15 protein-coding genes are annotated in these 15,309 nt (G+C 43.1%); 14 read left to right on the forward strand and 1 reads right to left on the reverse strand.

The genetic code is table 11. The features are described from left to right. The 8 genes from NE848_RS04455 (at window position 1) to NE848_RS04490 (ending at window position 10,046) form a co-directional block, all read left to right on the forward strand. On the forward strand, window positions 1-1,599 hold the full coding sequence (locus NE848_RS04455) for a glycoside hydrolase family 32 protein (protein ID WP_252111020.1): 1,599 nt from the start codon (window positions 1-3) through the stop codon (window positions 1,597-1,599). 9 nt (window positions 1,600-1,608) lie between these two features. Continuing rightward, a complete protein-coding gene (locus NE848_RS04460) occupies window positions 1,609-4,761 on the forward strand; it encodes a SusC/RagA family TonB-linked outer membrane protein (RefSeq protein ID WP_252111021.1) in 3,153 nt (1,050 codons plus the stop codon). Between the two features lie 12 nt (window positions 4,762-4,773). After that, the gene (locus NE848_RS04465; protein ID WP_252111022.1) at window positions 4,774-6,516 is read left to right on the forward strand and encodes a RagB/SusD family nutrient uptake outer membrane protein; all 1,743 of its coding nucleotides are present in this window, start codon (window positions 4,774-4,776) and stop codon (window positions 6,514-6,516) included. A gap of 103 nt (window positions 6,517-6,619) precedes the next feature. Continuing rightward, window positions 6,620-7,051 carry a GNAT family N-acetyltransferase gene (locus NE848_RS04470; protein ID WP_252111023.1) on the forward strand — a complete coding sequence of 144 codons (432 nt, stop codon included), beginning with the start codon at window positions 6,620-6,622 and terminating at the stop codon, window positions 7,049-7,051. 21 nt (window positions 7,052-7,072) lie between these two features. Further along, window positions 7,073-7,966 carry a carbohydrate kinase family protein gene (locus NE848_RS04475; RefSeq protein ID WP_252111024.1) on the forward strand — a complete coding sequence of 298 codons (894 nt, stop codon included), beginning with the start codon at window positions 7,073-7,075 and terminating at the stop codon, window positions 7,964-7,966. Between the two features lie 157 nt (window positions 7,967-8,123). Next, on the forward strand, window positions 8,124-8,636 hold the full coding sequence (locus tag NE848_RS04480; RefSeq protein WP_252111025.1) for a cupin domain-containing protein: 513 nt from the start codon (window positions 8,124-8,126) through the stop codon (window positions 8,634-8,636). 201 nt (window positions 8,637-8,837) lie between these two features. Further along, complete coding sequence (locus NE848_RS04485) at window positions 8,838-9,275, forward strand: DUF6978 family protein (RefSeq protein WP_252111026.1); 438 nt, start codon at window positions 8,838-8,840, stop codon at window positions 9,273-9,275. A 54-nt stretch (window positions 9,276-9,329) separates the two neighbouring features. Next, on the forward strand, window positions 9,330-10,046 hold the full coding sequence (locus tag NE848_RS04490; RefSeq protein WP_252111027.1) for a DUF1828 domain-containing protein: 717 nt from the start codon (window positions 9,330-9,332) through the stop codon (window positions 10,044-10,046). A gap of 124 nt (window positions 10,047-10,170) precedes the next feature. On the opposite strand, the gene NE848_RS04495 is transcribed toward NE848_RS04490, so the two are convergent. Then, the gene (locus tag NE848_RS04495) at window positions 10,171-10,998 is read right to left on the reverse strand and encodes a hypothetical protein (protein ID WP_252111028.1); all 828 of its coding nucleotides are present in this window, start codon (window positions 10,996-10,998) and stop codon (window positions 10,171-10,173) included. A 375-nt stretch (window positions 10,999-11,373) separates the two neighbouring features. Between NE848_RS04495 and NE848_RS04500 the strand changes: the two genes are divergently transcribed. The 6 genes from NE848_RS04500 to NE848_RS04525 all read left to right on the forward strand — a co-directional run bounded on the left by NE848_RS04500 (window position 11,374) and on the right by NE848_RS04525 (window position 15,282). After that, a complete protein-coding gene (locus NE848_RS04500) occupies window positions 11,374-12,099 on the forward strand; it encodes a superoxide dismutase (protein WP_252111029.1) in 726 nt (241 codons plus the stop codon). 137 nt (window positions 12,100-12,236) lie between these two features. Continuing rightward, the gene (locus tag NE848_RS04505; RefSeq protein ID WP_252111030.1) at window positions 12,237-12,620 is read left to right on the forward strand and encodes a VOC family protein; all 384 of its coding nucleotides are present in this window, start codon (window positions 12,237-12,239) and stop codon (window positions 12,618-12,620) included. Window positions 12,621-12,674: 54 nt separating this feature from the next. Beyond that, window positions 12,675-13,127 carry a VOC family protein gene (locus NE848_RS04510; RefSeq protein WP_252111031.1) on the forward strand — a complete coding sequence of 151 codons (453 nt, stop codon included), beginning with the start codon at window positions 12,675-12,677 and terminating at the stop codon, window positions 13,125-13,127. A gap of 146 nt (window positions 13,128-13,273) precedes the next feature. Further along, window positions 13,274-13,909, forward strand: coding sequence for a dioxygenase family protein (locus NE848_RS04515; protein WP_252111032.1), 636 nt, complete (start codon window positions 13,274-13,276; stop codon window positions 13,907-13,909). Between the two features lie 69 nt (window positions 13,910-13,978). Continuing rightward, window positions 13,979-14,539 (forward strand): DUF4256 domain-containing protein, encoded by a 561-nt coding sequence (locus tag NE848_RS04520; protein ID WP_252111033.1) that lies wholly within the window; start codon window positions 13,979-13,981, stop codon window positions 14,537-14,539. A 116-nt stretch (window positions 14,540-14,655) separates the two neighbouring features. Then, entirely contained in the window at window positions 14,656-15,282 is a 627-nt protein-coding gene (locus NE848_RS04525; RefSeq protein WP_252111034.1) for a hypothetical protein, read from the forward strand. The last annotated feature ends 27 nt before the right edge of the window (window positions 15,283-15,309 follow it).

The raw sequence follows: 15,309 nt of genomic DNA on the forward strand, positions 1-15,309 counted from the left end.
ATGAAAAGAATAGTCAACTTAATGCTTATTTCGGCTTTGACGTTTGCTTCAATTACCTCCTGCATGGACAGGAAGGATAAAGGAGGCAAGGAAGCCGTGGCCATGGAGGTCCAGAAGGATGAGGATTTTCGACCTAACTTCCATTTTACGCCTGAAAAGAACTGGATGAACGACCCCAACGGGATGTTCTTCTATAATGGTTATTTCCATCTCTTCTTTCAGCATTATCCCGATGATAATGTATGGGGGCCGATGCACTGGGGACATGCCATTAGCACCGATATGATCACCTGGAAGGAGCAACCCATAGCCCTGGAACCCGATGAAAAAGGATATATATTTTCAGGAAGCGCGGTTGTCGATAATGAGAACACTTCCGGTTTTGGCAAGGACGGGAAGGTGCCGATCGTTGCCATGTTCACATATCACGATCCAAAGGGAGCAGAAGCAGGAGAAATAGACCATCAGTCACAGGCTATCGCCTATAGTCTCGATGAAGGTAAGACCTGGACCAAATATGAAGGAAATCCTGTGATCGAAAATCCCGGAATAAAGGATTTTCGTGATCCCAAAGTGATATGGGATGGGATACACCAGCAATGGGTTATGGTGCTTGCGGCAGATGACAAGAGCATGTTCTATATTTCTAAAAATCTGAAGGACTGGGAACTGGCTTCAGAATTTGGAAAAGGACTCGGAGCCCATGGCGGAGTATGGGAATGCCCAGATTTCTTTCCGATGTATGTTGAAGACAGTGATGAAGTTAAGTGGGTGCTGATTCAAAGTCTGAATCCGGGTGGATATAATGGCGGTTCCGGAACCCAGTATTTCATTGGTGATTTTGATGGAAAGGAATTCACCCCCGTGGACGAAATGCAGGACCTGGGAGAAGACCATAATTACTGGATAGACTTCGGAAAGGATAATTATGCGGGAGTTACATGGGCCAATATCCCTGAAGAGAACGGCAGAAAGCTATTTATCGGCTGGATGTCCAACTGGCAATATGCCCAGGAAGTGCCTACCGAGACCTGGCGAAGTGCCATGACCGTGGCCCGCGAATTAAAGCTTGAGAAGAATGATGGTAGTTACATGATAACCTCGGTTCCTGCAAGAGAGCTTAAGAACTACAGGAGCATCAATTACAAGGAGGAGAATGTAAAGATAAACGGTACCACGAAGCTTATAGACTCCGCGAAAATAGACCTTTCCAGTGCAGAGATACGCTTTAAAATCTCCGATCTAAAGCAAACAGATTATAAGTTCAGCCTTTCCAACTCTCAAGGTGATGAACTCGTCTTCGGGTATGATCATGCTGAAAAGGAATTTTACCTGGACAGGTCTAAAGCAGGTCAGACCGGTTTTTCTGAAGACTTTGCAAATAAGATATCCACAGCTCCGCGTATTTCGGATGCCGGCGACCTAACTGGAATTATCATTCTTGATAAGACCTCTGTTGAACTATTCTTTGACGATGGGAAAACTGTGATGACAGAAATTTTCTTTCCCAATTATCCATGGGAGCAGCTCTCTGTAAGTGCAGAGAACGGCGAATTCACCCTGGATCAGATAGATGCATACCAATTAAAATTTAAATAATAAACAACCATGAAACTAAAATTAAGCTTATTCCTGTTGCTCTTAGTGCCTTTGAGCTATATAACGGCTCAGGAGATACAGGTAACGGGAACCGTAACCACCGCGGCCGAAGGAATGCCACTTCCGGGAACCTCGGTTTTTGTAAAAGGATCCTCTCTGGGAACCTCCACAGATTTTGATGGGAATTACACCCTGGATGGGGTAGCTCCTGATGCCACCCTGGTATTCACCTTTGTGGGTTATAAAGAAACTGAAGTGCCCGTAGACGGTAGGGAAGTAATTGATATTGCCCTGGAGGCAGATGCCGCTTTGCTGGATGAAGTGGTGCTTACAGGTTATTCCCGGGAACGTAAAGTGGATGTGACCGGTGCAATCACAGTAGTAGAAACGGCACCGATCGAGGGCCAGAGCCGGAGTTCGGGTAATGCCATGCAGGCTCTTCAGGGACGTGTTCCGGGATTATTTGTTGAAAAATCCGGGGATCCTACCGGGGCCAGTAGCCGGGTGCTTATCCGGGGTATCACTACGCTGGGAAATAATGATCCTCTCTATGTTATAGACGGGGTTCCAACTCAGCGCCAGGAGGTGTTTTCATCCCTTAATCCCGATGCCATCGAATCTATTCAGGTGCTTAAGGATGCCTCGGCTTCTTCCCTTTATGGGGCCAGAGCAGGTAACGGGGTGATCGTGGTAACTACCAAGAACAAATCGGGTGCTGCAGAGAAGGTGAGCGTAAGCATAAACTCCAACGTTTCGGTTCAGTCTGAAGAGCAGCAAAGATATGATATGCTGAATGCGGTTCAGAGAGGGGAAGCAATCTGGAGAGCTTCTGTGAACGATGGGGCCGATCCTGCCGCCGGATACGGAGAGATCTATGATTTTGACTGGAACATGGATTATGATAATCCCGTACTAAACAGTGTGAGTGTCCAGCCTTTTGTGGGCGGGAATGAGAATGTTCCGGCCGGGGATACAGACTGGCAGGATGCACTCTATGAAACAGGCTATGTTTTTAATAATGAAGTGACCGTTTCTGCTAATTCTGAAAAATCCTCTTTCCTTGTGAATATGGGGTATCTGAAGAATACAGGGATCTTAAAGTATACCAATTACGATCGCTATACCGCCAAGATCAATGCGAACACAAAACTTTTTGATGATAAAGTGAGGTTTGGGGTAAATACCCAGTTCTCAACTTCAGATGAGACCCTGGCAGCCAGGGATGTTGGAGGGGCTCCAACTCCGGGACTGGCCATTACGCTGGCTCCTACGATTCCTGTTTATGATGCGAACGGAGATTTTGCAGGTCCGCTTGGAGCTGGGTATTCAGACAGGAATAACCCATTATTGATGCAGTATTTGAATCGTTGGGACAATGCCGAAAAGAATAACTTCTTCGGGAACATCTTTGCTGAAGTTGATCTGATGGAAAACCTTACGTTCAGGTCAAGTCTGGGTATTGACTTCAGTGATTTTAAAAGAAAGGATATCGAGCCAAGGGTGAACAATGGTTTTATTACCCGAAGCAATAACAGCCTTACCTTCGATACTAATAAATATACCAGCGTGGTATTTACCAATACCCTGAATTATAAACTTGAGCTGGATGATCATAAGTTTGGATTACTGCTGGGTGTGGAATCTGTGAAGAACGATTTTGATTCGGTCATTGCCAGGGCAGAGAATTTCGCTGTGGAACAGGAATCCTATTTTGTACTGGATGCCGCGACCGGAGCAAGAACAGCGAATGGTAATTCCTCAGGGAACCGCTTGCTTTCACAATTCGGAAAGATCAATTATTCATTTGATAACAGATACCTGGCCACAGTTACGGTGCGTAGGGATGGATCTTCAAGATTCGGAAAGAACAACCGTTATGGTGTTTTTCCTGCGGCTACTGCTGGCTGGAGAATAAGCAATGAAGAATTCCTTAAGAACAATAAGATAGTCACCAACCTGAAGTTAAGAGCAGGTTATGGGGAAGTAGGTAACCAGGCGATTGGAGACCTGGCTAGATTTGGACTTTATGAGGCTCGTTATGGAGCGACCCTTTCCCAGTTCACCGGTGGTTTCTTTGAACAATATTATAACGTAGGTACTGCCTATGATATCAACGGGAACGATACGGGTAACCTACCTTCAGGTTTCGTTTCTGTACAGGCCGAGAACCCTGATCTTAAATGGGAAACCACCAAGGAATGGAACTTCGGTGTAGACTTCGGATTCTTTGATAATAAGCTTACAGGTTCCTTTGATTACTTTACGAGGGAAACCGTAGACATTCTTACCACTCCGCCGATCCCTTCTGTAATAGGTGAGGGTCAGCAACGAGTACTTAACGGGGCATCCACCGAAACCAATGGATGGGAATTTGCATTGGCCTATTCTAATACCCTGGAGAACGGATTGACCTTTGCGGTGTCAACCAACCTGTCATCCTTTAAAGATAAGATAACTTACCTTCCGGAAGAAGTGCGACCCGCTTTCCCGGGAACTGCAGAGAACTCTATTCTTGGACATTCCCAGTTTTCGATCTTCGGATACAAAACCGACGGGCTTTTCCAAAGCGAGGAAGATATTGCCAATTCACCCGATCAGGTGGGTGCAAGACCAGGCGGTCTGAAATTCAGGGACCTTAACGGAGATGGGGTTATAGATACCGATGACCGTGATTTTATCGGGACTACCCTGCCAGATCTTGAATATGGTATACGTATAGATCTTGGGTATAAGAACTGGGATTTTTCAGTATTCGGTTCCGGGGTAACCGGAAGAATAGGTCAGGATCCTTATATATTCTGGAACAATTTCGTACAGGGAAGGGAGAATGCCGGTCTGGGAGTGCTGGATGCATGGACTCCTAACAATACGGGTAGTGATATCCCGTCTTTATCCCTTGCCTTCAATGACCTTAGGACTTCAGATTACCTGTTCAGAAATAATTCCTATTTCAAGATCAGGAACATGCAGCTTGGGTACAGCCTTTCAGATGGGCTGATCGAAAAATTAAGTCCTTTGCAAAGTTTCAGGGTTTACCTGCAGGGAGAGAATCTTTTCTGGTTTACTCCGCAGGACTATATAGGAGCTGACCCTGAACGTACGAATGTGGACGCGATACCGGTACCTACCGTAGTTTCTTTGGGTGTTAATGTGAACTTTTAATCAATGACAATCATGAAAAATATAAAACTTATACTAACAGGATTATTAATTGCATTTACCGCAATATCCTGTTCCGAAGATTTTCTGGAATATGAACCGGAAGGGGTTCTTTCCAGTGAGAATGTGGCAACGGCAGATAATGCCGAATCCCTTGTGATCGCTGCCTATGCCGCGATAGCAAATGATGAGATGATAGGTCCCCTTACCCATATGTGGGTCTATGGGAGTGTTAGGTCTGACGACTCCTACAAGGGAGGCGGAGGCCGTAGCGATGTAGATGTGGTAGACCGTTATGAACAGTATTATTTAACGGTGCCCGATCAGGGTGACTGGATGGCTCCGCGTACCTGGACCAATTACTACAAGGCTATTTCCAGGGCCAATTTTGCACTGTCTGTTATCAATGAGATTCCCGATGAGGAATATGAGATGAAGACCATAAGACAGGCCGAACTGCATTTTTTAAGAGCTCATTCCCATTTTATGCTGAAGCGAATCTTTAAGAAGATACCTTATATCACAGAGGAGCTTAGCCAGGAAGAGATCGCGCAAACCAGCAACGATATTCCTAACCAGGAACTCTGGAATATGATCGCAGACGATTTTTTGTTTGCCTATAATAATCTTCCTCAGGCCCAGGATGAGGTAGGAAGAGCCGACAGGAATGCGGCGGCAGCTTACCTGGCCAAGGTAAGATTGTACCAGGCATACGAGCAGAACGAGACTCACCAGGTAGTGAATATCAACGAAGCCATGCTTCAGGAGGTGATCGATTATGCCGATGAGGTTACCGGAAGCCTTGAACCTGATTATGCCAATAACTTTCTTGTGGAATATGAAAACGGGCCTGAATCTATCTGGGCCGCCCAGTTCTCTATCAACGATGGTACGAGAGTGGGAAGGGTAAGTTTTGTGACCGGGCTTAATTCCCCGCATGGTACCGGGCTTTATGGATGCTGTGGTTTTCATCTTGCCAGCCAGAATATGGTGAATGCCTTCAAGACCGATGCTAATGGATTGCCTTTACTGGATTCCTTCAATAATTCGGATATCCTGAACAATGTTCAGGAAGACGGAACAGTAGCGGTTTCTTCGGGCCTAACAGTAGATCCCCGACTTGATCATACGGTAGGAGTTCCCGGCAGGCCATTTAAATATCGAAATACCGTGAATTCACAGGGAGATATGATCTATAACTTCAGCTGGGCAAGGGATCCAGGGGTTTATGGATTCTTCGGAAATATGAAAGAACAGCAGGCGCCCGATTGCTCATGTTATGTGAAGGAAGGTCCTTTCGTGGGAACCTCAAGGAATGTGATCTTTATACGTTATGCCGATGTGCTTTTGTTCAAGGCTGAAGCGCTTATCCAGCTGAACAGGTATGAAGAAGCGCTGCCGCTTATCAACGAGATAAGATCACGGGCTGCCAATAGTGGGCAAAGACCTGTTGAAGCCGGAGCATCCGATATTTATAATGTTGGGTTGTATGATTCTTTCCCGAGCAAGGAATTCGCCTGGAAAGCCCTGAAGTTTGAAAGAAGACTGGAGTTTGGTATGGAAGGTCCAAGGTTCTTTGACCTTGTTAGATGGGGTGAAGCAGCCGAGACCCTTAACGCCTATCTCGATGAAGAGAAGACAAAAAGGGACTTTCTGGCAAATGCCGTTTTCACGGCCGGAAGGGATGAATATTATCCGATTCCACAGCGGGAGATAGACTTTACCGGAGGCTTATATGTACAGAACCCCGGATATTAATATAATAAGTGGTGTTTGAATTAGTCAAAAAAACACGGGGATCTTCCTCGTGTTTTTTATTCGATCTGTTTATTATGATCCTGCCCTGAAAATATTTTCTATCTTGAATGCAGAAGACTTTGAGATCATGAACATTCAGATAGAACATCGAAATCCCACACTTAGGGAATACCAGATCCTGAGAGGTTCTACGGGCTGGGAAGAACTGGACGACACTACGGTGGAAAAAGGCCTGGCCAGTTCATTGTTCTCTGTATGTGCCATCGCGGGTGGACAAACGGTGGGTATTGGGCGCATAGTTGGCGACGGAGCTATCTATTTCTATATCCAGGATGTGATCGTGATGCCGGCCTTTCAGAAGATGGGCATCGGCGACAGGATCATGAAAGAACTGGAAGAATGGCTCAATAAGAATACTTACAGGCATTCTTTCATCGGGCTCATGGCTGCGGAAGGGGTGAAGGATTTCTATACGAGGTTTGGTTACCTTGAACGTGGCAGTTCCAGGCCCGGGATGAATAAACTCAGGAAATAAAAAAATTGTAATTTAAAAGGCATGGCAAAAAAAGTAAAGGCGGTTTGTTTTGGTGAGATCCTCTGGGATGTGTTCCCCGATATGGAACGTATTGGCGGTGCGCCCCTGAACGTGGCGAGCAGGCTGAGCAGTATGGGCGTGGAAACCGAAATGATAAGTAAGGTTGGAACCGATGAGAAAGGGGAGGAGTTGCTTTCTTACCTGAGATCGAAACAGGTGGAAACCAAAAATATCATGAAAGATAAGGATCATCCTACCGGGATGGTAAATGTTACCTTATCGTCCAGTGGTTCTGCCACCTATGATATCACCTATCCTTCAGCCTGGGATAAGATCGGGCTGACCGATGAAATGGTGGAGTCAGTAAAGAATGCTGATGCCTTTATCTTTGGAAGCCTGGTGTGCCGTGATGAGGTGAGTCGCAATACATTGTTCCAGCTTATCCCGAAAGCCAGGTACAGGATCCTGGACTTTAATCTTCGTCCGCCGCATTATTCAAAGGAGCTCCTTATGGAACTTATGCAGCATGCCGAGTTCATCAAGTTCAACGATGACGAGCTTTTTGAGATCGCCGGGATGATGGGCTCAAAATACAATTCGCTGGAACAGAACCTGCTTTTTATGGCGGTGAAATCGAATGCCCGGTCTATCTGCGTGACCAAGGGCCGCCACGGGGCGGTGCTCATGCATGATAAAAAGCTCTATTACAATTCGGGTTACCAGATAAAGGTGAAGGATACCGTGGGTGCCGGAGATTCCTTTTTAGGAACTCTTATCGCTAAAATGCTCCAGGGAGAGGAACCTCAGTCGGCACTCGATCAGGCCTGTGCCGTGGGAGCTTTGGTGGCAGCAAGGGAAGGAGCAAATCCCGATATTTCTGCTGAAAGCTTACAGGCCTTCATAAAGCCTTATTAGGGAATTTAATTATTGTTTACAGGCGGTTTATTGACTATCTTAGAGGGTTTATGGGAAATCATGCTTCTCGAATAGAAGCAATATCTTCATAAGCTCCCAAAATTCCATTCTTTCCAGGCTTTTTGCTGGGTTATTTGATAATTCAAAACTCAATTATATGGAAAGACAGACCAACAATTTTTTAAGAATGTTCAGGATAGGGGCGGTATGCCTGCTTTTCCTGATGAACGGAGCGATCGCTTTTTCACAGGATCATAAGGATTCAAAGATGAAAAAGCATATCATGGTAAATCCTGATGATATCCAGTGGCAGAACGGGCCTGGCTCATTGCCGCCGGGAGCCATGTTCCAGGTGATAGAAGGCGATGTGACCAAAAAAGGCCTGTTTACCATGAGGCTTAAACTGCCTGCGGGTTATTCCATACAGGCACACTGGCATCCGGTAGATGAGCATGTGACCGTGATCTCGGGAAGCTTTAAGATGGGAATGGGAGATAAGTTTGACGCAAATGCCCTGGAGCATATTTCTGAAGGAGGTTTTGTGGTTATGCCGGCGAAGTCCACTCATTTTGCGACCACCGAAGAAGGCTGTATCATCCAGCTGCACGGTGAGGGACCCTGGCAGATCAATTACGTGAACAAGGCCGACGACCCGCGACAGACCAAATAAATTTTAAAAACTTAATCTAAAAAGAACAGGTGCCTTTCACCTGTTCTTTTTTGTCTTAACCTAATATTTTTATACCTAAACGTTATTATTGAATTATTCTGTTTATTTTAGATCGATATTCGGTTATCTCCTAACCTGGATTAGTGAAAAGCCGGTTGAAGTAAGGATATAACGAGTTGTGCGTAATGCTAAAATGAAAAAATGGCAATATCAGATTTAGAATGTGAACTATTAATTAAAGAAGAAAAACAGTTTTCAGATTTAATTAATCCATTAAAACTTGGACCTGCTCCTATTAGCTGGACAAGAGAAATAAAAGGGGTTAATAGTAAAAATTTGTATTTATTAGATTTCTATCGTGGTAGTTTTGAACTATCGAGATATACCTTTAATAAAAGATACAAGCAAAGCATTATTATATTTCGTTATGACAATGGCGGGAGACATACAAATCCCGATGGTAAGTCATTTGACGGACCTCATATCCATCTATACAAAGAAGGGTATAATGATAAATTCGCATACCCCATTGAGGATATAGGTATTGATAATTCAGATTCAATGGAAGAAGTTCTCAACAAAATATTGCACTTTTGTAACATAAAGAAAATACCATCGGTTGAAATATCTATGTTTTAAATGAATTGTGAATTAGTCATACAAGAATATCTTAAATGGATCAAGGATAATACAATGGTGAAAACCATTGATAATGAAAATGTATGCTCTATTTCAACTCCCTTTCTTGACAGGCATAATGACCATTTAGACATTTATTTATTAAAAGATAATGGTAATATTCTGCTGACTGATAATGGTTATACAATAGCAGATTTAAGAATGTCTGGAATGGAAATTAATACTCCAAAAAGAGAAAACATTCTTAAGACTGCTTTGAATGGATTTGGAGTTAAGGTAAACGATAAGGATGAGCTTTATATAATAGCAAATAGTAATAATATTGGGCAAAAAAAACACTATTTACTCCAAGCAATGCTTACGGTAAATGATATGTTTAATCTATCCCAAGAAACCGTTACATCATTATTTAAAGAAGATGTTGAATTATATTTTAGAAGTAAAGATATATTCTTCTCAAAAGATATAAAGCTAACTGGGAAAAGTGGTTTTGATCATAATATTGATTTTCTTATTCCTCAAACTCGAACTAAACCTGAAAGACTAATTAAGACGGTAAACTCTCCTAAGAAAAACAATATTTTAAATGCAATAATGGCTTTCAACGATGTTTCTCAAAGTAGAGATACTAAGACAGCTAATTATGTTATTTACAATGACATTGAGAAAGAGGTTTCTAATGATGTAATTATTGCGTTAGAAAATTATAACGTAAAACATATTCCTTGGAGTCATAAAGAAGATAATATATCAGAGTTCTCGTTGAATTAGCACTACGCACAACATCGGTTAACGGGTAAATGGCGACATTTGAAGAACTCAAACAAGCAACAAACTAGCGGAATAATCCGTGAAGATTATTCCGCATAATTTCTATAATCGCTGCCGTTGTGGCTTATTCGAAGCGGATCGTGGTATTTACGTTCCGTGCTCCAACCACAACACCTATGTGCTCAAAGGAACGCCCGTCTTCCAGTTCTCCCCGGGAGACAATGCTGTGCATTCCGGGCCGGCCGTTTTGTGGAAACTGGATCACATCCCTTTGATAGCTGGCATAGCCGATCAAAAGTGACGACAAGTCATTCAACTCCCCGATCGTTAGTATAAGATCCTGGGTAGCCGACTCAAACTCCGATAGTCCTACGAAATAGACCGGTACAGCGCCGAGTCCTCGATGCATGGCCTTGACGGCATTTGAGGGATTTGCAGGATCGCGTAACCATACCGTGCCCTCTATCGTAAGGCTACACCCGAATACAAACGGGATGTTGGGCGCCGACAGGAGATTGTAGTCGGCCGGGATACAATCCGGATTCCGCACGAAGGTGATAGCCACCCACTCGCCATCTGTTCGGGTCGCCCCGAAATCGGAGAGGCCAAGGCTCAGGCCTGAAGCATAGAGTGGAGGGCCGGGATTTTCTTGAGAAGGGAAGCTCTGGGTGATAAGGCCATTGCTGTTGGCATTCATCGCTGCTGCATTAACCTGAGCTGCTGCGTCATGTGAAATGACCGGTTCTTCGGTTAGATCATCTTTCGAGCATCCCATTAACAACATCATACTAACGAAAGCGATCGCAGTTATGAATGTTCGCCCAAAAGGCGAGGTCGATGCCATAAAATCACTCATAGGGAAGTGAAAGGCTTTGCCGGGATGAATAATACCGAACATTTTTTTGGTTTTGTCGGTCCTCCTGGCTTGCTGGTTTTCAGTATTTGTTTCCATACGCTTAGTTTTTTTTCGTAAAGCTATCCCAAATGCAGGGGCGTATGTTTTTTACAAACTGATTGTCAGTAAGTTACAAAATTCAAGGGAGTTTCTAATGAGAAAGTTCAGAAAAGATGAACCAGCTAAAACATATTTTGAAGGGATAAAAGAAGAAGTTGAAGTACTGGCAAATTCAAAATTAACTCCTGGTAACAATGCCTGACTCAAATAGGCTACAATCTTAAAAAGAAAATAACTAACTTCACTAACAAACCAGGCCGTAAACTGACAATTTGAAGCTTATAGCGATCGCGTTTTAAAATCTGTACACTTGCGATAACCGCAAACCATTGGCAGTAATGAAAAAAGCCATCATAAATCAAAGGAAAAATTATGGACAGAAAAGAATTTCTAAGAAACTCTGCAATTATAGGTGGAGCGACGGTTCTTCCTACCAATAACGTTTTTTCACAGAACGTGACTGAAAACGGAATAGACAAATTGGTAGATGAAAATGGAAACTTCATTCAAAAACCACTCCCTTATAATAAAAGCTTTTTGGAGCCATATATGGACGAAGAAACTCTACACTTACACTTTGAATTTCATCATGGTGGAGCGGTTAAAGGAGCGAACAAGGACTTGGAGAAAATCAAGAGCTATCTGAAATCAGGAGACCTGGACCAGGTGGATTTATGGACAAGAAAATTGGCATACCATTTTTCAAGTCACGTTCTCCATACTATTTTTTGGACTAACTTAACCAATAAAAGAAATGAACCTAAAGCCGAACTTTTAAAACAGATAGAAAAAGACTTTGGTTCATTTGATAAACTCAAAACTTATGTGGCCAAAATCTCAAAGACAGTTGAAGGAAGTGGTTGGGGAATTTTGGGTTATCAACCCTATTCAGACAGCTTGACAATATTACAGTGTGAAAACCACCAGAAGCTTACCCAATGGGGAGTAGTTCCGATATTAGTGATTGACGTTTGGGAACATGCCTATTATCTAAAATACAAAAATAAAAGAGCCGAATTTGTAGATACAATTTTGGAAATTATTAATTGGGATAATGTTGCAGACAGATTTATGACTGCAAAACGACTGACAAAATAATCACGACTGCAACAACGCTTATCTCTAATAGACCGGAGAGATTAGAAAGAAAATATTTAACTTGATCAGGCAGGTCTGAGCCTCGCGTTCTTCTCCGCTTGTTGTTAACAGGGATTCTAAGAAAAACAAAACTGGAAATGAAAGCAAAACTATACAGAGTGATTCTTCCTGTAAATGATATTGACAGGGCTGAGAAATTTTATTCTGATATTTTAGATCAAAAGGGGATAAGAGTTTCGCCGGGACGGCATTATTTTGATATTGGAGGAACTATACTTGCCTGTTATGATCCGAAATCTGATGGGGATGACCAGGGTGAATGGAAATTTCATGAAAATCAGTATATCTATATTTCAGTAGCCAATCTGGAAAACATAAGGGATAGAATGAAAAAATCTGATTGCAGGTTTCTGGGAGAAATTGAAGAAATGCCCTGGGGAGAAATCTTATTCTATGCGAATGATCCTTTTGGAAATCCGATTTGTTTTGTTGATGAAAAAACAGTGTTTACAGGAAATTAACGTCAACTAACAGCAAGGCATAACTCAAAATAGAAGTGACATTTTAAAAACACTATGACAAAAAGTAAATTACCAAAGATGCATAATGTTGGGATTGTCGTAGAATCCCTGGATAAGGCCATCTCGTTTTTCGAGGAAATAGGTTTGCAGCTGGAAGGGCGAACCACCATCGAAGGAGAATGGTCGGGACATGTTACCGGCCTGGATTCACAACAGGTAGAGGTCGCCATGATGGTTACGCCAGACGGGCATAACAGGCTTGAAATTTCAAGGTTTTTAAATCCACCTGTCATCGCTGACCACAGGACAGCGCCTGTAAACTCCCTCGGCTATTTACGAGTAATGTTCACGGTTGAGGATATTGACGAACTGGTATCCAGGCTCACCCAAAAAGGTGCTCAGCTTGTTGGGGAGATGGTTAATTATGAAGACACCTATCGCCTTTGTTACATTCGGGGAGTGGAAGGACTCCTTATTGGACTCGCGGAAGATATTAGCGGGAAATAATCATAAAGCCGTACATAAAAAAGAGGATTTAGGCGCCTGCCGGAAACATGCATTACAATTAGTGGCCGATCTTTCCAACAAAAATTGCTTAACTTATAGGTGGTTAGATTTTAAAAATTATTGACCGGAACTTCATATTTTTTATCATGAGACGTAGATATTCTCCATTCATCATTTTATTCTTCCTCCCTGTAATCATTTTGGGCTGTAAAGGCCAAAATTCAGAAAACAGGCTAGTTGGTGGCCCCTGCGAAGGTTGCGAGGCCATATTTGAATACGGTGACAGGGAACTGCAGCCTGTAGATACCCTGCCCGATTTTAGCGAGGAGGGAAAGAGGATGAAATTATCAGGAACGGTTTATCAGGAAGACGGAAAGACCCCGGCCAGCGATGTTGTGGTATATGTTTATCATACCAACCAGGAGGGAATATATCCCACCCGTGGTGACGAAAAAGGCTGGGCGAAAAGGCATGGGTATATCAGGGGCTGGACAAAGACCGATAACAATGGCCGGTATACCTTCTATACCCTGAAGCCGGCGCCTTATCCCGGCAGAACTGAGCCAGCCCACATTCATTACACTATCCTGGAGCCCGATGGAAAATATTACTGGCTGGGCAGTGTTCATTTTAAAGGCGACAGCCTGCTCAATAAGAAACAAACCGATCCCGAATCTCCGCGCGGAGGAACTTCAGGCCTCTTAAGCCTGAAAAAACAGGGCGATATCTGGGTAGGAGAGCGGGATATAATCCTGGGCAAGAATGTGCCTGGTTATGAATAGAAAAAGTATTTTCCGAAAATAAGTATCTTCATGCTTTAGGAGAGGCTTTCCTCATAGAAACTTATCATCATGGCAGGAAAAAGAGAATTATCGGCTCAACAGGCAGAGGAATTAATCGGCGTTCTAAGATCACGCTTTGAAAAGAACATGGATCGCCATCAGGGTTTTGACTGGGCGAAAATCCAGATAAAACTTGAAGCGAATCCCGATAAGCTTTGGTCCCTCAACGAGATGGATAACACCGGGGGTGAACCCGATGTGGTCGCTCAGAATGAAAAGGGAGAGTATATCTTCTATGATTGTTCGACCGAAAGTCCCAAAGACCGAAGAAGTCTTTGCTACGACGGGGAAGCTTTGGAGGCCAGGAAACAGCATAAGCCTGAAAATAACGCAGAAGATATGGCTGCTGCCATGGGAATAGAACTTCTATCTGAGGAAGAATACAGGGAATTACAGGAGCTTGATGACTTTGATACGAAAACTTCCAGCTGGCTCAAAACATATTCAGAAATAAGAGAACTGGGAGGCGCTATCTTTGGCGATTTCAGATACAACAGGGTATTTATATATCATAACGGGGCCCAGTCATATTATGCGGCCAGGGGATTTAGAGGGGTTTTAAGGTTGTAGATCAAAAATCCGTAATTCTATATTCATATTTAAAACACAGGACTATCATTAAAAACCTGCTCATATTAAGCTTTACCTTCATTTTATTCACCGTCGCAGGAACACTGAGTCATGAATTGGGACATATTGCCGTGGCTGAATTTTTAGGATACGAAACCACACTGCATTATGGAAGTATGAATTATGACAATTCTGAAATTAGTTCACTATTGGATTCGATCTATATTGAAAATCAATATGCCATTGAAAATGACCTGGACTTTGAGGAGAGAACTGTTTTTGAACGGGATATGGAAAAATTTTACGCTGATGATTTCCTGGTATTGATGGGCGGACCTGTACAAACAATCCTCACCGGAATGCTAGGTTTGATAATCCTTATTTTCAGAAGGCATAGAATTAGGAGATCTGGTTTAAAGATAGCAGACTGGCTGGCTGTTTTCCTTTCTTTGTTCTGGCTTCGTGAAGTTTTTAACCTGCTGCATTCAATTCTATTAGGATTTATATACCGGGAGGAAGGTTATTTTGGTGGTGATGAAAGGTATATTTCCGAATTTCTGGATCTGCATCCCGGGGTAGTTCCAGTTATACTTGGGTTTATCGGGCTTGGGTTATCGATGTATGTGATCTTTAAGATCATACCCCGCAGATTTCAATTGATATTTATTCTTAGTGGTATCATTGGAGGTGTTGGAGGCTTTCTGTTATGGTTTGAGGTTCTGGGGCCTGTTTTGATTCCTTAAACTGAAGTAAACAACAGGGAATCTTAA

Origin of the sequence: Gramella jeungdoensis (assembly GCF_023805255.1) — a bacterium.
Lineage (GTDB): Bacteria > Bacteroidota > Bacteroidia > Flavobacteriales > Flavobacteriaceae > Christiangramia > Christiangramia jeungdoensis.